The organism is Actinosynnema pretiosum (assembly GCF_024171695.1).
Lineage (GTDB): Bacteria > Actinomycetota > Actinomycetes > Mycobacteriales > Pseudonocardiaceae > Actinosynnema > Actinosynnema pretiosum.
This window is the reverse complement of sequence record NZ_JAMTCF010000004.1, coordinates 460,753-483,752: the sequence shown is the minus strand read 5'-3', so window position 1 is coordinate 483,752 and position 23,000 is coordinate 460,753. Positions and strand designations below refer to the sequence as shown.

Sequence of the window (23,000 nt, the reverse complement as noted above, 5' to 3'; positions counted from 1 at the left end):
GGAGGCGGAACGGGGCGGTTCGCACGACACCCGTTGGGGGCAAGGGTTTCCTGGGGACGGGGAATCGGGGGTGATGGGGTTGAGCGGGACGGGCAGGTCGACGGGTGACGCGACCGGGGCGAGTGGGGCGACGGGTGGGCGGAGGCAGGGGGATGCGGGGATCAGGTCGGCGGGGGCGGTGAAGCGCGACGGACTCCGGGGAAGCGCCGTTCGGAGAGCGCCATTTCGGGAAGCGCCAGCCGGAGAACGCTGTCCGGGACTACCGGTCGCGCGGCGGTCCAGGACTACCGGTCGCGCAGCGGTCCGGGACTACCGGTCGCGCAGCGGTCCAGCGCTGCCGGTCGCGCGGCGATCCAGGGTTACCGGTCACGTGAGGGTTCAGGGCTGCCGGTCACGTGGCGGTCCGGGGTCGGAGCAGGTCGGCGACCGCGACCGGTTGGCCGGTCTCCAGGCTGCGGTTCGCGGCGAACCCGGTGAGCAGCGAGCGGATCCCGTCGGCGTGGTCGGCGCGGCGGCCGAGCGGGTCCGGGGTCGGGGGGCCGTAGAGCTGGGCGGTCATCCGCTCGTCGGCCAGGTGGTGGCCGCCGCCGTGCTCGGTCGGCACCTCGATCGCCCGGCCGAACAGCGGCTGCGCGGTCAGCCGCACCCAGCCCGGTTCGCCCGCCGCGTGCTGGCCGCTCACCCAGGAGCTCTCGACCACCTCCAGCTCCAGCCTGCCCGCGTCGCCGTTGAGCACCACCCGGTAGCCCTCCTTCGGCGAGTACGCGGTCAGGTGGTAGGTCATGCTCGCCCCGGTGTCGTACCGGACCAGGACGGCCAGGTCGTCCTCGATGGTGACTCCGGGGGCGAACGGGTTCTGATCGCGCCGGTAGCCGTCCTCGGCCTCGGCGTCCAGGTACAGCTCGCGCAGCCGGTCGTCCTCGGTCAGGCGCAGCGCGAACGGGTCGCCTTCGGCCTCGGGCGAGCCGTGCACGCGCGCGTAGTCGCGGTGCCGCCCGTGCCGCCTGCCGCTGTCCTCGCCGTAGAAGAACAGCGCGCCCTGGGCGTACGCGGTGACCGGCGTGGCGCCGAGCCACCAGTTGACCAGGTCGAAGTGGTGGGTGGACTTGTGCACGAGCAGCCCTCCGGAGGAGGACTTGTCGCGGTGCCAGCGCCGGAAGTAGTCGGCCCCGTGCCGCACGTCCAGGAACCACTCGAAGTGCACCGACCCGACCCGCCCGACCACCCCGCCCGCGAGCAGCTCGGCGACCCGCTCGTGCACCGGGTGGTACCGGTAGTTGAACGCGACGTCGACCCGCCGCCCGGTCCGCGCCACCGCCTCCGCGACCGCCGCGGCGCCCTCGGGATCGGTGGTCATGGGCTTCTCGGTGATCACGTCGCACCCCGCTTCGAGCGCGGCCACGACGTAGTGCGCGTGGTACCGGTCGACGGTGGTGACCACGGCGACGTCGGCCGACTGCTCGGCGAGCATGGTGGTGAAGTCGTCGGCCCGGTACGCGGGAACGGGCGCGGCGAGCAACCGGTTGTGCGCGGCGATCCGCGCGGAGTTCGGATCGGCGAGCCCGACGAGCCGCCCGTACCGCTCGACGGCCGCGACGTGCACCCGAGCCCGAGCCCCGGTCCCGACCACCGCGTACCGCCGCATCAGCCACCCCTCCCGCACACGCACCACGGACCCCGCGCAGCACAGACCCCACACGCCGCCGATCACACGCGCCACCGGCCCAACACGCCGCTGACCTCGCACACCACCGACCCCCGCGCACCAGCACCAGCACCAGCACCAGCGAGGCTGCTCCAACCGGCCCAGCATTGGGGAAAGCGCTTTCCAGCACGGTAGCGGCGAACCCGCGCGGGTGACCAGGCCCAACGTGCGGCTTTCCCGCAGCGCTGAACCGCCGCCCACGTTGATCAACCCCGCCGAACAGCACCCGGCACGACCACCGAGCACCACCTGATACCCCGCGCGCCCCGCCGAAGACCAAGCACGCCGAGCACTCCGACACCGGGTCCCGAACACCGACAGCAGCAGGCACCGACCATCGAGCGCCTGCCAACGGGCGCCAACTGCCAGGAGCCGGGTAGCAGGAACCTGGCATCAGGTGGCTGGTCACCGAGCCATGACCCACCTGACACCGGGCAGCTGGACGCAGGGCAGCCCGATGCCAGGCACTCGCAGCCGAGCACTCGCGGTCGGGCACTCGCGGTCGGGCACTCGCAGCCAGGCACTCGCGGTCAGGCACTCGCGGTCAGGCACTCGCGGTCAGGCACTCGCGGTCGGACACCCCAGCTCCGGGCAGCTCGGCGCCCGGACCACGTCACCCGCGCGTCCGCCAGCCAGTCGGGCGGCAGGAGGGCAGGGCGGAGCCACCAGGGTCGCCGCTCGGCACCCGGTTCAGCACTCCCCCGCGACGCTGCGCGACCACGCGGGCGGCCGTTCGGGTCACCGGCCCCGATTCCCAGCCGCCGGGCACACCGCCCCGCGACACCCCGCCCGGACGCCGTTCCGCGTCACGCGACCATCAAGCCGCCCTGCGGCACACGACCGCCCAGCCGCCCCGCACGCCCCGGTCAGCACGCCATCCCAGCCGCCACGCGGACGCGCTCGACCACCGCGCCTGCCGACGACCCGACAGGCACGCCGTCCCGACCGCCGCGCGGGCGCGCTCGACCACCGCGCCTGCCAGCGACGCGCTGACCGCGCTCAACCCCGCCGCCACACGGGCACGCTCGACCACCGCGCCCGTCCCGCAGCGCGGCACCCACGACGAACCCCGCCCCACCACCCGGCGGCGGCGCCACGCGCCCGCCGCCGGGAAACCTCACCCGCGCGCCGTCAGTGCGCGGCCTCGTCCCACGAGCGCCCGACGCCCACCGAGACCTCCAGCGGCACCGAGAGCTGGAACGCGTTGCCCATGTGCTCGCGCACCAGCGACTCCACCGCCGCGCGCTCGCCGTCCGCGACCTCCAGCACGAGTTCGTCGTGCACCTGGAGCAGCATCCGCGACCTCAGGTCCGAGGCCTCCAGGGCCTTGAACACCCCGAGCATCGCCACCTTGATGATGTCCGCCGCCGACCCCTGGATCGGCGCGTTGAGCGCCATCCGCTCGGCCATCTCGCGCCGCTGCCGGTTGTCGCTGTTCAGGTCGGGCAGGTACCGCCGCCGACCCAGGATGGTCTCGGTGTACCCGTTCTTCCGAGCCACCTCCACGATGGACTGGAGGTACTCGCGCACCCCGCCGAACCGCGAGAAGTACGCCTCCATCTGCTCCCTGGCCTCGGCGGCCGGGATGCGCAGCTGCTGCGCCAGCCCGTACTCGGACAGCCCGTACGCCAACCCGTACGACATCGCCTTGACCCGCCGCCGCTGCTCGGCCGTCACCTCGCCGGTCGGCACCGCGAACGCCTTGGACGCCACGAACGTGTGCAGGTCCTCGCCGCTGCGGAAGGCCTCGATCAGGCCCTCGTCGCCGGACAGGTGCGCCATGATCCGCATCTCGATCTGGCTGTAGTCCGCGGTCATCAGCTCCGCGTACCCCGGCCCGACCACGAACCCCTCGCGGATGCGCCTGCCCTCGTCCGTGCGGATCGGGATGTTCTGCAGGTTCGGGTCGGTGGACGACAGCCGCCCGGTGGCCGCGATGGTCTGGTGGAACGTGGTGTGGATGCGCCCGTCGTCGGCGACCGCCTTGAGCAGTCCGTCGACCGTCGTCTTGAGCCTGGTCACGTCCCGGTGCGCGAGCAGGTGCTGGAGGAACGGGTGCTGGGTGGTCTCGAACAGGCTCTGCAGCGCGTCCGCGTCGGTGGTGTACCCGGTCTTGGTCTTCTTCGTCTTCGGCATCCCCAGCTCGTCGAACAGCACCACCTGGAGCTGCTTGGGCGACCCGAGGTTGATCTCCTTGCCGATGACCGAGTACGCGTCCTGCGCGGCCTGCTTCACGCCCGCCGCGAAGTGCGCCTCCAACCCGGTCAGGTGCTCGTCGTCGACGGCGATGCCGATGCCCTCGATCTCGGCGAGCAGCGACAGCAGCGGCAGCTCGAGGTCGGCCAGCAGCCCCTCCTGGCCGGTGCGGTGCAGCTCGGTGTCGAGCACGTCGGCCAGCTCGGCGACGGCGGACGCGCGCACGATGGCCGCCGTGGCCGCCTTGCCGCTCTCGTCCTCCTCCTCGTCGAGCAGCGACAGCTGCCCACCGCCCGGCTCCTCGGCGCGCAGCTCGCGCTGCAGGTGCCGCAGCACCAGGTCGTCGAGCGAGAACGAGCGCTGGCCGGGCCGCACCAGGTACGCGGCGAGCGCGGTGTCGCTGGTCAGCCCGCCGAGCCGCAGCCCGCGCGCGCGGAGCCGGTGCAGCAGCGGCTTGGCGTCGTGCACGGCCTTGGGCGCGTCGGACGCCAGCCAGTCGGCGAGCGCGGTCTCGTCGTCGGGGTTCAGCGCGGCCAGCCGCACGTACCCGCCCTCGCCGCCCGCGGCGAACGCCAGCCCCTCGATCTCGCCGTCGGACTCGCGCGCGGCCACGCCGACGCGCACGCCCGCGCGCGCCAGCAGCCACGCGCCCAGCCCGCCCTCGGCGATCTCGCCGCCGCTGACCTCGAAGCCCTCCTCGGCCTCGGGCTCGGCGGTCGACAGCGTCGCGAACAGCCGGTCCCGCAGCACCCGGAACTCCAGCTGGTCGAACAGCTGGTGCACCGCGTCCCGGTCCCACGTGCGCGCGACCAGGTCCTCGGGCCCGAGCGGCAGCTCGACGTCCCGCACCAGCTCGGTGAGCTGCCGGTTCAGCAGGATGTTGGCCAGGTTCGCGCGCAGCGACTCGCCGACCTTGCCCTTGACCTGGTCGACCCCCTCGACCAGCCCGCTCAGGTCGCCGAACTGGCCGAGCAGCTTCACGATCGTCTTCGGCCCGACGCCGGGCGTGTTGGGCAGGTTGTCCGAGGAGTCGCCCCGGATCGCCGCGTAGTCGGCGTACAGCGACGGCGGCACGCCCTGCTTCTCCAGCACCAGCTCCGGCGTGTACCTGGCCAGCTCGGACACGCCCTTCACCGGGTACAGCACGGTGATGTCGTCGTTGACCAGCTGCAGGGCGTCCCGGTCGCCGGTGCAGATGAGGACCTTCTGACCGAGCGCCGTGGCCTGGGTGGCGAGGGTGGCGATGAGGTCGTCGGCCTCGAAGTTCTCCTTGGACAGGAACGGGATCGCGAGGGCGCGCAGCACGTCCTGGATGAGGCTGACCTGGCTGCGGAACTCGTCCGGGGTCTCGCTGCGGCCAGCCTTGTACTCGGGGTACGCCTCGGTGCGGAAGGTGCGGCGGGAGACGTCGAACGCGACGGCGATGTGCGTCGGCTTCTCGTCGCGCAGCAGGTTGATGAGCATGGACGTGAAGCCGTAGACCGCGTTGGTCGTCTGGCCGGTGGCGGTCTGGAAGTTCTCCGCTGGCAGCGCGAAGAACGCCCGGTAGGCCATGGAGTGACCGTCGACCAGGAGCAGGCGGGAGGCTTCTGAGGTGCTCACGCGGGCGAGTCTAGGGTGAGGGTCCGACAGCGCCGAACCGAGTGGAGCCGCCCGACATGACGACCCCCGACCAGCTCCCCGGCCTGAACCAGGCGTTCGCCGACGAGCAGCTCATGACCCGGATGGGCATCGAGATCACCCGGTGGGACGCGGACGAGATGGTCGGCACGATGCCGGTCAAGGGCAACCGCCAGCCGTACGGGCTGCTGCACGGCGGCGCGAACGCGGTGCTCGCGGAGACGCTGGGCTCGATCGCCGCGGCGACCCACGCGGCCCCCGACCGGGTGGCGGTCGGGCTGGAGCTGTCCTGCACGCACCACCGGTCCGCGCGCGAGGGCCTGGTGACGGGCGTGTGCAAGCCGGTGCACCGGGGGCGCAGCACGGCGACCTACGAGATCGTGATCAGCGACGAGGACGGCAAGCGGCTGTGCACGGCGCGGCTGACCTGCTTCCTCAAGGCGCTCTGACCCCGTGCGGGCCGCGCTGCCGCTGTTGGTCGCGCTGCTGGCGGGGTGCGCGGCGAGCGCGCCGGAACCGCCGCCGCCCGCCTACCGGGTCCCGGTGGAGGCGCCGCGACCGGACGAGGTGGTGCTGGACGTGCCGACCACCTCGGACGGTGACACCGCTTTCACCCTGCTGGGGCTGACGACCGGGCTTGACGTGGTCATCGGCAGCCACGCGGAGTGGCGGGCGAAAGGCAGGTTCGCGCGGGTGCGGATGATCGTGGTGAACACCGGCCGCAGCAGCGTCCTGTTCGACGCGCGCAGGCACGCGCTGGTGGACGAGCGCGGCGGCGAGCACCCGCAGGACGCCCAGGCCATGACGATCAAGCGGCAACCGGAGCGGGTCGACCTCGGCGCGGGCGTGCGGCTGGAGTACGACGCGTACTTCGACCTGCCGCAGGACGCGCGGCCGGTGGCGCTGCGCGCGTTCGGCGGGCCCACGCTCACCGATCTGCAGGATCTGGAGGGCACCGAGATCCGGTTCGGGTGACCCGGCGAAGGCCGAGGGCCCGACCACCGCGCGCCCAGCGGGTGGTCGGGCCCTCGTCCGGACCTAAGCTGGTCTCAGTGACCGCCGAGGTAGGCGGCGCGGACCTGCGGGTCGTCGAGCAGGTCCTTGCCCGGCGCGCTCTTCACCACGCGCCCGGTCTCCAGCACGTAGGCGCGGTGCGAGATCTTCAGCGCCTGCTGGGCGTTCTGCTCGACCAGCAGCACGGTCGTGCCGTCGGCGTTGATCTCCTGGATGATCTTGAAGATCTCCGCGATCAGCATCGGCGCCAGACCCATGGACGGCTCGTCCAGCAGCAGCACCCTGGGGTTCGTCATCAGCGCGCGGCCGATGGCGATCATCTGCTGCTCGCCGCCGGACATCGTGCCCGCGAACTGGGTCTTGCGCTCGGCGAGCCGGGGGAACCGGCCGTACACCTTCTCCAGGTCGGCGGAGAACTCGCCCTTCCTGGTGTAGGCGCCCATCAGGAGGTTCTCCTGCACCGTCATGCCGGGGAACACGCCCCGGCCCTCGGGCGACTGGCCGATGCCGAGGCGCACCCTGCGGTGGCCCTGCATCTTGGAGATGTCCTCGCCCTCGAACAGCACCTTGCCGCTGGTCAGCGGGCGCAGTCCGGAGATCGTCTTGAGCGTGGTCGTCTTGCCCGCGCCGTTGGCGCCGATCAGCGAGACGATCTCACCCTCGTTGACGTCGAGGGTGATGCCCTTGAGCGCCGCGATCTTGCCGTAGTGGACGTTGATGTCCTGGACCTCAAGAAGCATCTTCGGACACCCCCAGGTACGCCTCGATCACCTTAGGGTTGTTCTGCACCTCTTGCGGGAGTCCTTCCGCGATCAGCTGGCCGAAGTCCAGCACCGCGACGCGGTCGCTGACCTCCATCACCAGGCTCATGTCGTGCTCGATCAGCAGGACGGTGCGGCCGTCGTCGCGGATCTTGCGGATCAGCTCCTGGAGCGACTTCTTCTCCGCCGGGTTCATGCCCGCGGCGGGCTCGTCGAGCAGCAGCAGCTTCGGGTCGGTCGCGAGCGCGCGGGCGATCTCCAGCCTGCGCTGGTCGCCGTAGGGCAGGTTCTTCGCCGTCTCCGTGGACCGCGCGGAGATGCCCACGAAGTCGAGCAGCTCCCGCGCCAGCTCGCGTCCGCGCTTCTCCTCCTTGCGGTGCCAGGGCAGGTTGAACGTCGCGCCGATCGCACCGGTCTTGTGGTGCGCGTCCGCGCCCACCATCACGTTCTCCAGCGCCGACATGTTGTGGAACAGCCGGATGTTCTGGAACGTGCGGGCGACGCCCTGCTTGGTGATCTTGAAGCGCTTGGTGCCGTTGAGCTTCTCGCCGTTGAACAGCACCTGCCCCTCGGTGGGCTGGTAGACGCCGGTGACGACGTTGAACACCGTGGTCTTGCCCGCGCCGTTGGGACCGATGAGCGCGAAGATCTCGCCCTCGTTGATCTGGAAGTCCGCTCCGCGCAGCGCGACGACGCCGCCGAAGCGCATCACCACGTTGTCGAGCTTGAGGACAGGGGTGCTCACTTGACCGCCTCCGTGGACGCGTCGGTGTCCGGCCCGGCGACTTCGGCGCCGAGCGCGCCCATGCCACCGGTCCCCTCGTGCAGTTCGGCTTTCCTGCGCCGCGACGGGAGCAGGCCCTCGGGGCGCAGACCCATCATCAGCACGAGCACGCCGCCGAACAGCAGGATGCGGTACTCGGACGGGTCACGGCCGAGCAGGTCCTCCAGCCAGTTGACCTCGCGGAACCGCTCGGGCAGCCAGGCGATGACGAACGCGCCGAGCATGACGCCGGGCAGGTTGCCCGAGCCGCCCAGCACGACCGCGGCCAGGATCGTCGCGGACAGGATGAACGGGAAGGTGTTCGGCTCGATGAACACCGCCTTGCCCGCGTGCAGACCGCCCGCGAGACCACCGATCATCGCGCCGATGGCGAAGGCCAGCAGCTTGAACTTGAACGTCGGCACGCCCATCAGCTCGGCGGCGTCCTCGTCCTCGCGGATCGCGGCCCACGCGCGGCCGACGCGGCTCTTCTGCAGCCGCACCGAGAAGACGATGACGACGGCGATCGCCGCGACCATCAGGTAGTAGTACGGCGCGGGGTCGAGCCGGAACTCCAGGCCGAGCATGTCCGGCGGGTGCGGGATGTTCGTGATGCCGCGCGCGCCGCCGATCTCGTCGGTGTTGTTCGCGGTGATCCGGACGATCTCGCCGAAGCCGAGCGTGACGATGGCCAGGTAGTCGCCGCGCAGGCGCAGCGTCGGGGCGCCGAGGACGACGCCGGAGACGGCGGCCAGGCCGATGCCGATCACGATGGTGGCCCAGTAGTTCCAGCCGTACTGGGTGCCGAAGTAGGCCACCGAGTAGCCGCCCATCGCGAAGAACGCGACGAAGCCGAGGTCGAGCAGGCCCGCTTGGCCCACCACGATGTTCAGGCCGACGGCCAGCAGGATGTACACGCCGACCGGGTAGATCAGCACGGTCGTCCAGTCCGCGCCGGGCGACATGAACGAGCCGATCCACGGGGCGGGCAGGATCAGGGCGAAGCCGATCGCGGCGAGGTAGACCAGGTAGCGCTGCCAGGTCTTGGCGTGCTCCCACCAGTCCCTCAGGCCGTCGAACAGCGCGCCGACGCGCCTCAACGGGTTCGAGTTGCCAGACACAGCGTTGCCTTTCATGCGCGGGCCTTCTGGAGGGATTCGCCGAGGATGCCCGTCGGGCGGAACATCAGGACGACCACCAGGACGGTGAACGCGATGACGTCCTTCCACTCGGACCCGAGGAAGATGGCGCCCCAGTTCTCGATGAGGCCGAGCGTGATGCCGCCGAGCAGCGCACCGCGCAGGTTGCCGATGCCGCCGAGGACCGCGGCGGTGAACGCCTTGATGCCCAGCACGAAGCCGACGTTGTAGACGGTGTTCTCGTACTCCATCAGGTACAGCGCGCCCGCGACACCGGCCATGGTGCCGCCGAGCAGGAACGTGATGCGCACGATGGTGTCGATGTTGACGCCCATCAGCACGGCGGCCTCGGGGTCCTGCGCCGTGGCGCGGATGCCGCGACCGATCTTGGTCTGGTTCACCAGGCGGTCGAGCGCGACCATCATGACGACGGCGGCGACGATCACGATGACGTGGTCGGTGCGCACGTCGGCGTTGCCGATGGTGAAGAGGGTCTCGCGGTCGACGATGCGAGCCGCGGACTGCTGGTTGCGCCCCGGCTTGCCGGTCAGCCACGGGATGACGACGAGCGCGAACAGCTCCTGCAGGAACAGCGAGGCGCCGATCGCGGAGATGAGCGCGGTGAGGCGGGTGGCGCCCTTGCGGCGCAGCGGCCGGTAGGCCACGAACTCCAGGAGCACCGCGGCGCCGCCGGAGATGGCGCCGGACACCAGGATGAGCAGCACCATCACGCCGATGAGGGCGACGCCCGTCAGCGGGGTGGCGGGCGCGATCGCCGTGATCGTCACGAGCGACGCCATGGTGCCGATCATGAAGATCTCGGAGTGCGCGAAGTTGATCAAGCGAAGGACGCCGTAGACCATCGTGTAGCCCAGGGCGACGAGCGCGTAGATGGAGCCGATAACCAGTCCACCCACCGTGCTGGGTAGGAACTGGTTGGTCAAATCTTCAAGCATGACTGGTCTGCCTCACGAGACGGGGCGGGGAGGGAAAACGTCGCAGTGCACGAGGGGAGCGGCGCCGTCGCGGTGCGACGACTGCCCGCTCCCCAGCGCTTCCTTGCCTGTGACCGTCCGGGAGATCAGCCCTCGAGCTTGGCCTCGTCGGCCGCGCCCAGCAGCTTCAGCACGCCACCCTTGACCTGGTAGATGAAGATGGCGTTGTTCTCGGGCTCGCCGTTCGCCTTGAACTTGATCGGCTTGGAGACGCCCTCGAAGTTCGCGGTCTTCAGGTAGTCGTTGATCTTCTCCGAGGTGGTGTTGCCCGCCTCGATCGCCTTGATGTACGCGGTCGCGGCGTCGTAGCCCTCGGTCGCGTAGATGGCCGGGTCGGCGTTGGTGGCCTTCTTGTAGTTGTCGTAGAAGGTCTTCAGCGGACCGGTCACGTCGGCCGACGGGATGTTGCACGGGCAGGCGAGGATCGCGCCCTCGGCGGCCTGGGCGCCCGCGGCGGAGACGAGCTGCGCGTCGAGCGAGCCGTCACCGGAGGCGAACGGCGCGGTGACGTTGCTGTCGCGCAGCTGCTTGAGCAGACGACCGGCCTGCGCGTAGTAGCCGCCGTAGACGATCACGTCGGGGTTGGCCGAGGCGACCTTGGTGACCACGGACGAGTAGTCCGAGGCGTCCTTGGAGAAGCGGTCCTTCTCGACCGCGACGCCCGCGCCCTCGAACGCCTTCGCGACGGCGTCCGCCAGACCGGTGCTGTACTCCTGGTCGTCGGAGAGCACGAACGCCTTCTTCGGGCTCTTCGCCTTCACCAGGAAGTCCGCGATGCCGGGGCCCTGGTCGTCGTCGTTCGCCACGACGCGGTGCCAGAACGACCAGCCGTTGGCGGCCAGGCCGGGGTTGGTGGCGGAGGGGGAGATGCTGGGGATCTTGTTCTGGTCCAGCACACCGCCGATCGCCTTGGACTCGCCGGAGAAGGCCGGGCCGATCAGGGCCGAGATCTTGTCCGAACCGACGGCCTTCGTGATGAGCGAGGTGGCCTGCTCGGGCTTGCCCTGGCTGTCGTACTCGACGAGTTCGATCTTCACCTTGGGGTTCTTGGCGTTGTACTCGTCGACCGCCAGCTTCGCCCCGTTGCGCGGCGGGATCACGATCGCCGAGTTCTCACCGGTGAGGTCACCCATGAACCCGATCTTGACCGTGTCGCCGTCGCCACTGCCCGTGCTGCTGCCGCCGCCGCCGCCCGCGCATGCCGCGAGCACCAGCGAGGACGCCGCTGCGAGCGCCAGCACTCGGCCGAGTCGTGCTCCTGACACCGGAATACCTCCCATGACACCAACCACAACCGTTCCGCCGAGAAGCGGAGGACCCCCGACACATGGGGGCGTGGAGTTAGGGCAGGAACGTAGCTTCAGTTGCGTTCCGTGAACAGGTGGCCTGCCTGCTCTGTGTCCACATCGTGACGGTAGTCACCGAAAAATTCACGCGCGTTAACAACGTCAAGTTCGGATCAAATAGCGAGTGGTCACCTAGGTATTGCAGAGGGTAACCGACAATGGACATGCGAGAACCCCGGAGTTACCCGTTCAGGTAACGCCGGGGTCTGCGGAGTGGATCAGTCCGGCAGGCTCAGCCGAAGTTTTCGATGACGGCCTCTGCCACGGCCTTCATGGTGGTGCGGCGGTCCATGGCGGTGCGCTGGACCCAGCGGAAGGCCTCGGGCTCGCTCAGGTTCTGCTTGGTCATCAGCAGGCCCTTGGCGCGCTCCACGACCTTGCGGGTCTCCAGGCGCTCGTTGAGGCCCGCGACCTCCAGCTCCAGCGCCTGCAGCTCGGAGAACCGGCTCATGGCCAGCTCGATCGCGGGCACCAGGTCGCGCTTGGCGAAGGGCTTGACCAGGTAGGCCATGGCGCCCGCGTCGCGGGCCCGCTCGACCAGGTCGCGCTGACTGAAGGCGGTCAGTATGACGACGGGGGCCACCCGCTCGCCCGCGATGACCGACGCGGCCTCGATGCCGTCGACCTTGGGCATCTTCACGTCGAGGATGACCAGGTCGGGGCGCAGCTCCTTGGCCAGCGTGATCGCCTCGTCGCCGTCGGCGGCCTGACCGGCCACCTCGTAGCCCTCCTCGCGGAGCATCTCGACCAGGTCGAGCCGGATCAGGGCCTCGTCCTCGGCCACGAGCACGCGGCGCGGCGCGGCCTGGGACTGGGCCTCGGCAGCCTGGGTCACCGGGGTCCTCCTGACGCTGTGTGCTGAGGTCCGACGCGGATGCGACGGGCGAAGGGCGAGTCTACCGGTGGCGGGACCGGAGCACGTGGGGACCGGTCCGTGATCACCGACACCGCTCCCGGAGGGCTCTCCGGAGAAGTTAACCCGCCGGTAACACGCCGATCCCGCCCGGCGGCCGTTCGCGGGCGCGCACGAACCGGGACGGGGCGCCGGACGCACGCGCCCCACCCCGTCCGGACGACCCCGCGCCGCCCCTCGGCGCAGCGGGCGGTCGTGCGACCGGGCGGACGGGCGGGGCGGTCGCGCATCGACCACCCCACCGGGCGACCTCCGGTCACCCCTCCGCACCGCGCGCGGCCCGCTCCGGGAGCGGTCCGCGCACCCGCACAACGCTCGGGGCCGCCCGCCGGGTTCCCGCTCCCCCGCCGACCCCACAAACGATTGCCCCGGACACCCCTCAAGGAACCCGGAACCGGGCCGCGGCGCTCACCGAACGTGTCCGCGAACCCACTGGTCACCGAACGTGCCGCTCACCGGGCGTGGTCAACCGGCCGGGTCCGGTCCGACCTCTCGCGCGCATTCCGCAAACGAAAGCGCGCCCCCGTTCGTGAGTCGGCCAAACGTTTTCCCTTCCGGGTGAACTCGTGGGCGGGCAATTCCCCTCGGAGTTCTCCCGTCAAATGTCATCGCCCGGCCTGCGGGTGGACCAACCGGTCACACCGGGGGGCCACTGCATGGCGGCCAGCGCCTCCTCGTTCGCCGGATCAGGGCCCTGGACCACCCGCACGTGGAGGCTCCACCAGCCGTCGGAGAGCGTTGCGCTCTCGGCCGACTCCGGCGTGGCCACCAGTCCGGGAACTCCCACCACCGGGTGAACGAGCCGCTGCACGACGGCGGGCAGCGCGGGGCCCATCGGCCACTCCAGCCACCACTGGTCGTCCCGCGTCATGGTGCGCGTCCACGGCGCGGGGGCCAGCAGCGCGGGCCTGCGCAGGACGGAGGAGGCCAGGCCGGAGCGGCGGGGGAACTCGGCCAGGTGCGCGCGCTCGGCCTCGTGCAGGTCGCCGTCGGCGAAGCGGCGGGACAGGTCGCGGTCGCGCAGGAGGGTGTGGACGTAGGTCATGCCCTCCCGCCACCGGGCCTCGTCCACGCCCGCCAGCACCACGGTGGCCGGGACGCCGGGGGTGAGGAGCTCGATCGAGCGCGGGTGCCTGCGGACGCGCAGGCCGGGGACCCCGGAGACGCTGCCGTCCGCTTCCAGCCTGGGGAGCAGCTCGTGCAGGAGCGGGCCGAGCGCGTGCTCGGCCAGGTGCAGGCGCAGGCCGTGCGGGGTGGGTTCGGCGGCGCGGAAGGCGTGCGCCGGGCGCAGCATGCTCGCGGGCGGGCGCAGCTGGAGGTGCGTCCCCGCGTCCGAGCCTGCCTGGAGGACGGCGCACTCCAGCTCGCGCTGCTCGCGGGAGGCCGCTTCCGGGATCAGCAGGCCTCGGGCGTCGCCCGCGCCGTTGAGGGCGTCGACCAGGCGCTCGCGCTCCGGTTCGGGCAGGTCGGACAGGACGGCCCGCACGGCGGGCACAGCCTGGGAGGTGTTCTCGCCGGTCTCGGCCCTGCGCAGGGCGACGAGGCGGTCGGTCAACGACGTCTTGGACATGCCGGTCCTCGTTCCCGCCGCCCGGCTCGGCGAACAAGGACGCGGTGGCGTCGCTTCTGGGGGTGGATCGGGATGCGGTTCCGGGAGGGGGGCGCCTGAGCCCTGCGGCGGATCTGCCGCCCTCTGCCGGGGAGCGGCTCCAGCCCGGCGCCCCACCCGGACGCCCGGTTCGAGGGTACCAGCGGTCCCGGCGCGGTCAGCGGGGTTTTCCGGGCGCCGCGCCGGGGTGGCCGGTGGCGGCGGTTGTGCGGGCGGCCTGCTTTGTCGGTGCCGGTTTCTGTCGGTGCCGGTCGCTACAGTTCACGGCGCGGGGTTCACCGAGGTCCCATGTGGACGCTCGGCCGTCGTGCTGCCTTCGCGCGCGCACCGGTGCGCTCGGGTGGTTGGGTTCCCGGCATGGATGGTGACGAACGGGTCTGGCCGCCTGCGGCGGCGGACGACGAGCTGCGGCTGGCCGTGGAGTTCCTGGACTTCCTGCGCCTCACGGTGGTGGGCAAGGTCGACGGGTTGTCGCGCGACCTGGCGGTGCGCGCGCCGCTGCCGACCTCGTCGGTGGTGAGCCCGCTGGGCGTGGTGAAGCACCTGGTGGCGGTCGAGCGCTGGTGGGTGTCGATCATCGCGGGCGGGAGCGACGTGCCGGAGCTGTGGGGCGCGGACGCCGACGCCTCGTGGCTGGTCGCCGACGGGGACTCGGTGGAGTCCGTGCTGGCCGCCTACCGGGACGAGTGGGCGCGCGGCGCGCGGGCGCTGGAGGGCCTGCGCCCAGGGGATCGGGTGCGGGGAGCGGAGCAGGACGACCTGCCGGGTCGCACGGTGCGCTGGGTGCTGTCCCACGTGGCGCAGGAAACCGCGCGACACGTGGGCCACCTCGACCTGCTCAGGGAACTCGCGGACGGGGCCAAGGGCGAGTGACCGGGCTCGGTCGCGCTCACCGGGAGCACGACCGAGCCCGGTGCGGACGGAGGCACGCCCCGCGTCGTGTGGGACGCGGGGCCGTTGAGCGCGCCGTCGAAGCGGCTGGGGTGGGCACCGTCGAAGCGGCATGGGCGAGTGCCACCGAAGCGGTACGGAGCAGGTGCCTCCGAAGCGGCGGGGGACGGGTGCCGCCGAAGCGACATGGGCGAGTGCCGTCGAAGCGGCACGGGTCAGGTGCCTCAGAAGCGGCGCGGGACGGGTGCCGCCGGGCGGTCGGGCTGTGCGTGGCGCACCCGTTGTCCGTCGGGCGACTCGGCACGGACCGCTCGGCGCTACCTGGCACTGCTGGGCACTGCTTGGCACCGCCGAGTGCTGGGCAGCACCAGCCGGTGCCGGGCAGTGCTCGATGCCGAGCGGCGACGAGCAGTGCCGCTCGGCGCTGCTCGACACCACCTGGCGCCTCCCGGCACCACCCGAGGTCGGGTGGTGCCGGGTAGTGCGGTCCGTTCGCAGGTAGTGCGGACCGTTCACGGGCAGTGCGGACCGTTCGCAAGTAGTGCGGACCGTTCGCAGGCGCTGCTCCCCGTTCCGAGCAGTGTCACCCGGTGCTGTTCAGGGCTACCAGTTCCGCGTGGTGCACCCCGGTTCTAGGTGGTGTTCGCCCAGAACCGGTCGGGCAACCCGCGCCTCGCGCCCCGCAACCCACGCACCGCACCCCGCGCACCGGCGGTCAAGCCAGCCTCAGCGCGCCGCCGCCTGGAAGCGGTCGCGGGACAGTTCCGCCACCGCCGACAGCGCGTTGCCCAGGTGGTAGTGGTCCACCGCCAGGTAGTTCGGGGTCTTGCGGGCCGCCGGTTCGCAGAAGCGGCGGGCGCGGTCGGCCAGCTTGGTGTTGTCCGAGGTCGCCGTCCCGGTGAAGGGCACGTCGCGGAAGTGGTTCATCACGAACAGCGGCGTGAAGCCCGGTTCGGTGCGGGTCAGCGGGGTCGACCAGCGGCTGTAGCAGGACCAGTCCGAGGTGCCCACGCCCGCGCCCATGGACCAGTAGTTCTCCACCGTCCAGTCCGGCTGGAACATGACGCCCAGCGAGTCCCGGCCCGGCTCGTCGCTGAAGATCAGCAGCCGCTTGCCCGAGGCGCGCAGCGCGTCCAGGGTCGGCCACCCGTTCTGCCGCACGCCAGCCTGGTCGGGTCGGAACAGCACGTTCGCCAGGCCGGGCACCTTCGCCAGCTCGGCGCGCAGGACGTCCACCGAGACGTAGTCCTCCAGGAACACCGTCACGACCTCGTTCGGGTTGCGCCCCAGGAAGTCCACGAGCCTGCGCAGGTCCACGTTCAGCGCGACCGGACCGCTGACCAGCGTGCAGCTGTTGTGGCACAGGATCGCGCCGTCCGGGGTCTGGTGGATGTCCAGCTGGAACGCGCGCACCCCGTCCGCCAGCTGCTGCACGATGCCGCGCGCCTGGTTGGGCGCGAGGTTGATGAACGGCGGCGCGAACCCGCCGTCCACGCCGTTCGCGTAGGCGTTGTGCGCGGTCAGGAAGGTGACCTGGTCCAGCCTGCGGCTGCCGTCCTGCGGGACGGCGACGCGCGTCGGGCTCACCGGGGTCAGGTACCAGGTGTCGCGGCGGGTCCCCACGCGCGCCTGCTCGCCCTCGGTGGTCAGGTAGCGGTTCTGGCCGGGGACCTTCAGCACGCGGGACGCGCCGTCCGCGACGACCTCCCAGCGGGCGTCCGCGCTGTCGCAGGCCAGCAGGACGGCCTGGTCGCCGGAGCGGCCGAGGCAGCGACCGCCCTCCTGGAGGGTGTCGCCGACGACGTTCCACTGCTGGCGGTCCTCGTTGCCCTTCGGGCGGCGCAGCGGGACCGGGCTGGCGGACGCCGAGGCGTTCAGGCCGTTCGTGGCGCTCTGGAGGTAGTGGAGGCCGGATTCGGCGGCCACCGCCTGGGGGGACGGGGTCACGAGGGCGGTGGCGGGGAGGGCCGCGACCAGCAGGGCGGTCACGGCGAGCGCGGGCAGGCGCATGGGGGCAGGGGTCCTCTCCGAAACCCCGGCGCCGAGGTGGGCCGGGGATCGTCTCGGTCGGTCCGGTCGGCCTCGGGCAGGCCTATCGTGGAAGCATGGCCGAACAGGAGTCCGCTGAGAAGAACCCGACTGCGGGGAGCACGAGCGCGGCCGGGGACGACGTCACCGCGACGATCCGCCGCGTGCTCGCCGACTGCCGGGTGTGGGCGGTGGTCGGGCTGGGCGACAACCCGGAGCGCCCCGCCCACGGGGTCGCGCGGTTCCTCCAGCAGCAGGGCAAGAAGATCGTGCCGGTGCACCCCTCGGCCGCGACCGTGCTCGGGGAGCGGGGGTACGCGTCGCTGGCCGACATCCCGTTCCCGGTGGACTGCGTGGACGTGTTCCGCCGGTCCGAGGTCGCGGGCGAGACCGCCGACGAGGCCGTCGCGATCGGCGCGAAGGCGGTGTGGTTCCAGCTGGGCGTGGTGGACCGGGCCGCGTACGAGCGGACCACGGCGGCCGGGCTGGACATGGTGATGGACCACTGCCCGGCCATCGAGTGGGCCGCTAACGGGCCTTCCGGGCGGTGACCTCGATCTCGATGCGCATCCTCGGGTCGGCCAGGCCGCAGCTGAGCATCGTGGCAGCGGGCCTGGTCTCCCCGAACGCGGCGCGCAGCGCGGGCCAGCACGGCTCGAAGTCCGCGGTGTCGGGCAGGTAGTAGCGGACGCGGACCACGTCGGCGAACGTGGCCCCGGCCTGCGCGAGCGCGTCCGCGATGTTGCGCAGCGCCTGCTCGGCCTGCGCCACGACGTCGTCCGCGATGGTCATCGTCGAGTAGTCGAACCCGGTGGTGCCGGAGACGTGCACCCACTCGCCGTCGACGACCGCGCGGGCGTACCCGATGCTCTCCTCGAACGTGGAACCGGACAGGATGGCGCGTCTCATGGCGCGACCCTAGCGGTGCTCCGCCTGCTGATCGCTAGCCTGCGCCCATGCCGACCGAGCAGCTGAACGGGACCACCGTCCGGTACGACGTGACCGGGGAGGGTGAGCTGGCCGTCCTGGTGATGGGCACGGGTGCGTCCGGGAAGGTGTGGCACGCGCACCAGGTGCCCGCGCTGGTGGCCGCCGGGTTCCGGGTGGCCACGCCCGACAACCGGGGCGTCTTCCCGGCCGACGCGCGCGGGTTCACCGTCGACGACCTGGTGGGGGACGTGGCCGCGCTGGTCGAGCGGCTGGGCGGCCCGGCGCGGGTGGTCGGGACGTCGCTGGGCGCGCGGGTGGCGCAGGAGCTGGCGCTGGCCCGGCCGGACCTGGTGCGCTCGCTGGTGCTGCTGGCCACGGCGGGCAGGGCGGACCCGCTGCAGCTGGCCCTGGCGCGCGGCGAGCGGGAGCTGTTCGACCGGGGCGTGAACCCGCCCCCGGCGCACCGGGCGGCGGTGTCGGCGCTGTCGAACCTGTCCCCCGCGACGCTGCGGGACCCCGCCGTGGCGCGGGACTGGTTGGACCTGCTGGAGTTCACCGAGCAGGGGGTGGACGCCGGGGTCAGGGCGCAGCTGGAGCTGGCGGAGTTCGAGCCCCGGCTGGCCGCCTACCGGGGGATCACCGCGCCGACGCTGGTGGTGGGCTTCGCGGACGACCGCCTGGTGCCGCCGCACCTGTGCCGCGAGGTGGCCGACGCGATCCCCGGCGCGCGGTACGCGGAGGTGGCGGACGCGGGGCACTACGGGTACCTGGAGCGGCCGGACGAGGTGAACCGGTTGGTGGTGGAGTTCCTGCGGGGCTGAGGTTCCGCGGTTCCAGCGCACGGCTCGGGGGTGGACCGGCGGCCGGGGTGGGCGGACAACCTGGCCTCGGCGCACGGTCCGGGTGACGGCCGGTCGCGTTGCCCGCGCGCGGCCCGGCTGGTTCCGGCGCAACGGTGACCGGGGTCCGGTTCGCGACGCGCCCCGGCACGCGGCCCGGCTGACGGCTGCGGCACCGGCCGATGGCGATCCCCGCGTGCGGCTCGACTCGTTCCGGCGCAACGGTGACCGGGGTCCGGTTGGCGACGCGCCCCGGCACGCGGTCCGGCTGACGGCTGCGGCACCGGCCGGTCGCGCTCCCCGCGCACGGCTCGGGCGGTTCCGGGCAGTGGTGGGCGGAGGACTGCGCCCCTGAGCGCGGTCTGGCTGGTGGCCTGGCTGGCCCGCGACGACCGGAGCCCCGCCCTCGCGCGCGGCCCCGGCGGTTCCCCGGCGCATTCGCCCCGCTGATGGCCCGTGCACCGCGCGGGGTGCTCCGTTGTGCCGCCGGGTGCTCGGCGGAACGCCGCGCGGTCCGCGCCGGGTGCGTCCGACCGGGTGCTCGCGCGCGTCCGGCGGGCTCCGTCCCGATGGGTCCGCACGGCGGCCCGTCGACGCCTCCCGGTGGTGGGCGACCGATCGGGCTGCTCGATCCGCGCGTGGCGGAATTCCTGGTCAGCACGGGTGGAAAACGCTTCCCGCAACCCGTTCGTGATCATCCTGACAGGTCCGCCCCTACAAGCACCGCGACTCCTACCCGGGAGCGCTCCCCGAGCACTACCGTCGTGCGGAGCCGCCGAGAGGACCGCATGGATTCCCGCCAGCTCGCCCGAACCGCGCGCACCGCCGCCCTGTCGACCGTGGGCGCCGTGGTGCTCCTGGTGCTCGTGCCGACCGCCTTCAACGCGGCCACCGGCGGGTCCGCGCCCAGGGTGCTCGGGCCACTCGCGCCGTGGTTGTGGCCCGCGCTCGCCGGGTTGTGCGCGGTCGCGGGCGTGCTGGTGGCGTGGGAGCCGCTGGCCGAGCGGTGGCGGCAGCGCAGGCCGCACCACCCGGCCAACCGGGAGGCCGCGCTGGAGCGGGTGGAGCGGTTCGTGCGCGCGGAGCGGGAGCGGGCGCTGGCCGCGCAGGTGCGGTTGAAACTTGGGGTCGCGCCGAAGGTCGGGCCGTCGCTGCCGACGAGGATGCGCGCGCCGCTGGTCGTGGTCGGTGAGGCCGGGGCGGGCAAGACGACGTTGCTGCTGGAACTGGCCGAGGCGCTGCTCGAACGGGCGCGCGACGACGGCGCAAGACCCCTGCCCGTGGTCGTGGACCTGGCGACCTGGCGGGGGGATACTGGTTTCACCGAGTGGCTCCTTGCGCGGGTCGAGTCGCGCTACCGGATCAGCCCTCGGTTGGGTCGGGTGTGGTTGGAGGATCGGCGGTTCGCGCTGCTGTTCGACGGGCTGGACGAGCTGTCCGCCGCCGAGCGGGCGCGGTGCCTGGCCGAGGTGTCCGCTCTCGGGGTGGCGCAGTTCGCGCTGTGCAGCCGGGACGCGGATCTCCCCGGCCTGCCCGAGCACGAGGTGGTGCGGGTCGAGCCTGTGCGGCGCGGGGACGTGCAGGCGCTGCTCGCCGCGTGCGGGCCGCGCGTGGCGGGGTTGCGCGACGAGTTGGAGAAGCAGCCGGACCTGTGGACCGAGCTGCGGACCCCGCTCGCCCTTGGACTGCTGGTGCTCGCGCGCCGGGCCGGGCGGGTCGACTACCGGCGGGGCGTGCTGGACACCTACGTGGCCGAGGCGGTGTCGCGGGTGCCGAGGGCGGAGCGGTTGCTGCGGGCGCTGCGGTTCCAGGCGCGCGTGGCGGCGGCGCCGCAGCACCGGGACCTGGTGGCGCGCGGCAGGCTGCCGCACCGGACGGGGTGGCTGGGGTTCGTGGGGCCGGACGTGGTCCGGCGCTTGTTCGCGCGCGTGGCGCCGGGCGCGCTGGCGGGCGCGCTGGCGGCGGCTTGCCTGGTCGTGGGCGTCGCGGTCGGCGTGCTGCCTGCGGTGGTCCTGGCGCTGGGGTCGGCCGCGCTGCCCTGGGGTCGGTTCCCGGTGGGACGCGGGTCGGCGGGACGCGGTCGAGGTCGGCGGTCGGGTCGCGGGCAGGTGCGGGACCGGGGTGAGCTGCTGCGCGGTTTTCGCTGGGCGGCAACGGGGTTCGTGGTGGGCGCGGTGGTCACCGGGGTGTTCGCCGCTGGTGGTGGGCTGCTGGTCTGGTTGATCACGCCGTGGCCGTGGGCGCTGCGGTACGGGCTGGTGGTGGCGGTGGCGTTCGGGTTGGCGCTGGCGCTGCTGCGCGACCTGTACTGGGCGATCGCGTGCGCCCTCGTGCCCGCGTCGGTGATGGTGCTGACCGGGCCGAGCGAATCCCTGCTGGTGGCCTTGGGTTCCGCGCTGGCCGCCGCTGCGGTCGTCGGGGTGTTCCTGGGCGGGGTCGAGGAGGTCTGGGCCGGGCTGCCTGCGGACTGGGAGCGGGTGGACCGGGTCCCCGGCGGAGTCGTGCCCGGTGAGGTGGTGGGCGGCGCGGCGAGTGGTGACGTGTCGGCTGACAGCGTCGCGGTTGGCGGCACGGCACCTGGCAGCGCGTCGCCTGCCGACAGTGCTTCGCCTGCTGGCAGCGCTTCGTCTGCTGGCAGCGCTTCGGCGGAGGACGCGTCACCCGACACCACATCGCTTGGTGGCACGTCGTCCGGTGACATCGGCGCGGAGGAGCTCGAACGGTCGAGTTTCCGTGCTGGCACGGGTTTCGGGGTCGCGGTGAGCGGTGCGCACCGGTGGCTTCCCGGTGCGGGAGCGCTGGGGGTCGTGGGTGCGCTGGGGGCGGGCGCGGTGGTTGATCCGGGGGTGGCGCTGGCGCCGTCGGTCGGGGTGCTGGTCGGGTTGCTGGTGCTGCCACTGGTGGTGCGGCCGGTCGACCGGATCGCCGAGCTGCTGGCCAAGCCGCTCGCGCTGGACGAGTTGCCGCTGGGGCGCGGGGCGTTGGCGCAGACCGCTCGGGACCGGTTGCTGCTGGTCGGTGACCAGCGGTTCCCGCACGCCGTGGTGCGCGACCACCTCGCCGCGTGCGACCCGGTCGACTTGGCCGAGCTGGCGCGGCAGGTCCGGCCCGGTGGGGCTTCCGCTGGGTCCGGTGGGGCTTCCGCTGGGTCCGGTGGGGCTTCCGCTGGGTCCGGTGGGGCTTCCGCTGGGAGGTGAGCGCCTGGGATCTGCGGACGTTCAGCGGCGGACGTTCAGCGGCGGGCGGGTTCCACGGGCCAGTGCGGGGAGTGCGCCAGGGGCGGGGTGAGGGTGGTGGTGCGGTCGCCTCGGGCCGCGTCCAGTTGGGACTGGACCAGGAACAGGGCGCCTCGCAGGTCGGTTCCGCGCAGGTCCGCGCCTCGCAGGTCGGCTCCGATGAGGTCCGCGCCGCGCAGGTCGGCCCGGCGCAGGTCGGCGCCGATCAGCAGGGCTCCGCGCAGCGACGCGCCGCGCAGGTCGGCTCCGGCGAACGAGCGGCCGATCAGGTCCGCGCCCCGGTGGTCCGGTCTGCGGGACGCGGGGGCTCGGAGCGACTCGCTGGCGCGCAGCAGGAGGCTGTTCACCGCGCGGCGGCGGGCTTCCGGGTCGGTGCGCCGCAGGACGTCCGGGCCCTGGGCCAGCAGGGTCTCCAGGTCCGCGCGGGCCTCGACCACCTCCGCGCGCAGGCTGCCCTCGGGGAGTCGCGCGGCGGCTTCGACCAGGTAGTTCAGGACCTCGTGCAGGGTCCGCACCACCGGGAACACCTCGAACAGCCGACCGGCGACCTCGGGGTCGGTCCAGTCGCGGCCGTTGAACACGACCTGCGTCACGTGCTGGCCCGCGCCGAAGCAGTCGTAGACCGTGCAACCGGTGAAACCGGTGGTGCGCAGGCTGGTGTGGATGCCGCAGCGGAAGTCCGGGCGCAGGTTGGGGCACGGGGTGCGGGCCGGTTTGGTGATCGCGAAGTCCGAGGACGCCGCGAACTCGGGCACCACGCAGCACAGGCCCGCGCAGCGCGAGCAGTCGGCGCGCAGCGGTCGCCACTCCCGGAGCGGTTCGAGCACCAGGTCGACCGGGGCCGCTCGACCTCGGTCCGCCGGGGAACGGCCCGGCGCGGGGTTGGCGGAACCGGCTGGCGCGGGCTTGGAACCACCCGTGCGGGAGCGGTTCGCGCCCGCGCCCCGGCCTGTTCCGGACCTCCGCGCGCCCTTGCCCGCGTTCGTCCCCGAACCGCCCGCGCGTGCAGCGGTGA

The 23,000-nt window shown here is 72.6% G+C and carries 19 protein-coding genes; 6 read left to right on the top strand and 13 right to left on the bottom strand.

Features of this window, described 5'->3' with window-relative positions:
• Window positions 1–391: 391 nt before the first annotated feature.
• The 3 genes from LV78_RS11260 to polA all read right to left on the bottom strand — a co-directional run bounded on the left by LV78_RS11260 (window position 392) and on the right by polA (window position 5,503).
• Window positions 392–1,645, bottom strand: a complete 1,254-nt coding sequence (locus tag LV78_RS11260; protein WP_253844846.1) for a Gfo/Idh/MocA family oxidoreductase — start codon at window positions 1,643–1,645, stop codon at window positions 392–394.
• Between the two features lie 877 nt (window positions 1,646–2,522).
• Entirely contained in the window at window positions 2,523–2,720 is a 198-nt protein-coding gene (locus tag LV78_RS11255) for a hypothetical protein (protein WP_253844844.1), read from the bottom strand.
• 116 nt (window positions 2,721–2,836) lie between these two features.
• On the bottom strand, window positions 2,837–5,503 hold the full coding sequence (gene polA, locus LV78_RS11250; protein WP_308208701.1) for a DNA polymerase I: 2,667 nt from the start codon (window positions 5,501–5,503) through the stop codon (window positions 2,837–2,839).
• 56 nt (window positions 5,504–5,559) lie between these two features.
• Here polA and LV78_RS11245 point away from each other — a divergent pair, with 56 nt between their 5' ends.
• The gene (locus LV78_RS11245) at window positions 5,560–5,970 is read left to right on the top strand and encodes a PaaI family thioesterase (RefSeq protein WP_253844842.1); all 411 of its coding nucleotides are present in this window, start codon (window positions 5,560–5,562) and stop codon (window positions 5,968–5,970) included.
• A gap of 4 nt (window positions 5,971–5,974) precedes the next feature.
• Complete coding sequence (locus tag LV78_RS11240; RefSeq protein ID WP_253844840.1) at window positions 5,975–6,496, top strand: DUF4352 domain-containing protein; 522 nt, start codon at window positions 5,975–5,977, stop codon at window positions 6,494–6,496.
• 74 nt (window positions 6,497–6,570) lie between these two features.
• Here the strand turns inward: LV78_RS11240 and LV78_RS11235 are convergent, their stop codons facing one another.
• From LV78_RS11235 to LV78_RS11205, 7 genes are all read right to left on the bottom strand, one after another.
• On the bottom strand, window positions 6,571–7,275 hold the full coding sequence (locus LV78_RS11235) for an ABC transporter ATP-binding protein (RefSeq protein ID WP_015804238.1): 705 nt from the start codon (window positions 7,273–7,275) through the stop codon (window positions 6,571–6,573).
• Window positions 7,265–8,005: an ABC transporter ATP-binding protein gene (locus LV78_RS11230; RefSeq protein ID WP_096498030.1), complete on the bottom strand. Its 741-nt coding sequence runs from the start codon at window positions 8,003–8,005 to the stop codon at window positions 7,265–7,267. Before LV78_RS11230 ends, LV78_RS11235 begins: the two co-directional genes overlap by 11 nt.
• 32 nt (window positions 8,006–8,037) lie before the next feature.
• Window positions 8,038–9,195, bottom strand: coding sequence for a branched-chain amino acid ABC transporter permease (locus LV78_RS11225; protein WP_015804240.1), 1,158 nt, complete (start codon window positions 9,193–9,195; stop codon window positions 8,038–8,040).
• Window positions 9,192–10,154, bottom strand: a complete 963-nt coding sequence (locus tag LV78_RS11220) for a branched-chain amino acid ABC transporter permease (RefSeq protein ID WP_253844838.1) — start codon at window positions 10,152–10,154, stop codon at window positions 9,192–9,194. Before LV78_RS11220 ends, LV78_RS11225 begins: the two co-directional genes overlap by 4 nt.
• Window positions 10,155–10,279: 125 nt before the next feature.
• Window positions 10,280–11,458: a branched-chain amino acid ABC transporter substrate-binding protein gene (locus tag LV78_RS11215; protein WP_253844836.1), complete on the bottom strand. Its 1,179-nt coding sequence runs from the start codon at window positions 11,456–11,458 to the stop codon at window positions 10,280–10,282.
• Between the two features lie 313 nt (window positions 11,459–11,771).
• Complete coding sequence (locus LV78_RS11210) at window positions 11,772–12,374, bottom strand: ANTAR domain-containing response regulator (protein ID WP_015804243.1); 603 nt, start codon at window positions 12,372–12,374, stop codon at window positions 11,772–11,774.
• Window positions 12,375–13,050: 676 nt separating this feature from the next.
• Window positions 13,051–14,022 (bottom strand): hypothetical protein, encoded by a 972-nt coding sequence (locus LV78_RS11205; RefSeq protein WP_253844834.1) that lies wholly within the window; start codon window positions 14,020–14,022, stop codon window positions 13,051–13,053.
• A gap of 396 nt (window positions 14,023–14,418) precedes the next feature.
• On the opposite strand from LV78_RS11205, the gene LV78_RS11200 reads away from it, so the two are divergent.
• The gene (locus LV78_RS11200) at window positions 14,419–14,934 is read left to right on the top strand and encodes a DinB family protein (RefSeq protein ID WP_253844832.1); all 516 of its coding nucleotides are present in this window, start codon (window positions 14,419–14,421) and stop codon (window positions 14,932–14,934) included.
• Window positions 14,935–15,678: 744 nt separating this feature from the next.
• Here LV78_RS11200 and LV78_RS11195 read toward each other — a convergent pair.
• Entirely contained in the window at window positions 15,679–16,962 is a 1,284-nt protein-coding gene (locus tag LV78_RS11195; protein ID WP_253844830.1) for a PI-PLC domain-containing protein, read from the bottom strand.
• 95 nt (window positions 16,963–17,057) lie between these two features.
• Here LV78_RS11195 and LV78_RS11190 point away from each other — a divergent pair, with 95 nt between their 5' ends.
• The gene (locus LV78_RS11190) at window positions 17,058–17,531 is read left to right on the top strand and encodes a CoA-binding protein (protein WP_253844829.1); all 474 of its coding nucleotides are present in this window, start codon (window positions 17,058–17,060) and stop codon (window positions 17,529–17,531) included.
• Here LV78_RS11190 and LV78_RS11185 read toward each other — a convergent pair.
• On the bottom strand, window positions 17,509–17,889 hold the full coding sequence (locus LV78_RS11185; protein WP_253844827.1) for a RidA family protein: 381 nt from the start codon (window positions 17,887–17,889) through the stop codon (window positions 17,509–17,511). The genes LV78_RS11190 and LV78_RS11185 overlap by 23 nt on opposite strands.
• Before the next feature lie 47 nt (window positions 17,890–17,936).
• Here LV78_RS11185 and LV78_RS11180 point away from each other — a divergent pair, with 47 nt between their 5' ends.
• Window positions 17,937–18,731 (top strand): alpha/beta fold hydrolase, encoded by a 795-nt coding sequence (locus LV78_RS11180; RefSeq protein WP_253844825.1) that lies wholly within the window; start codon window positions 17,937–17,939, stop codon window positions 18,729–18,731.
• 806 nt (window positions 18,732–19,537) lie between these two features.
• Window positions 19,538–21,946 carry an NACHT domain-containing protein gene (locus LV78_RS11175; protein ID WP_253844823.1) on the top strand — a complete coding sequence of 803 codons (2,409 nt, stop codon included), beginning with the start codon at window positions 19,538–19,540 and terminating at the stop codon, window positions 21,944–21,946.
• A 35-nt stretch (window positions 21,947–21,981) separates the two neighbouring features.
• Here LV78_RS11175 and LV78_RS11170 read toward each other — a convergent pair whose 3' ends face one another.
• Window positions 21,982–22,812 (bottom strand): pentapeptide repeat-containing protein, encoded by an 831-nt coding sequence (locus LV78_RS11170; RefSeq protein ID WP_253844821.1) that lies wholly within the window; start codon window positions 22,810–22,812, stop codon window positions 21,982–21,984.
• Window positions 22,813–23,000 lie beyond the last annotated feature (188 nt).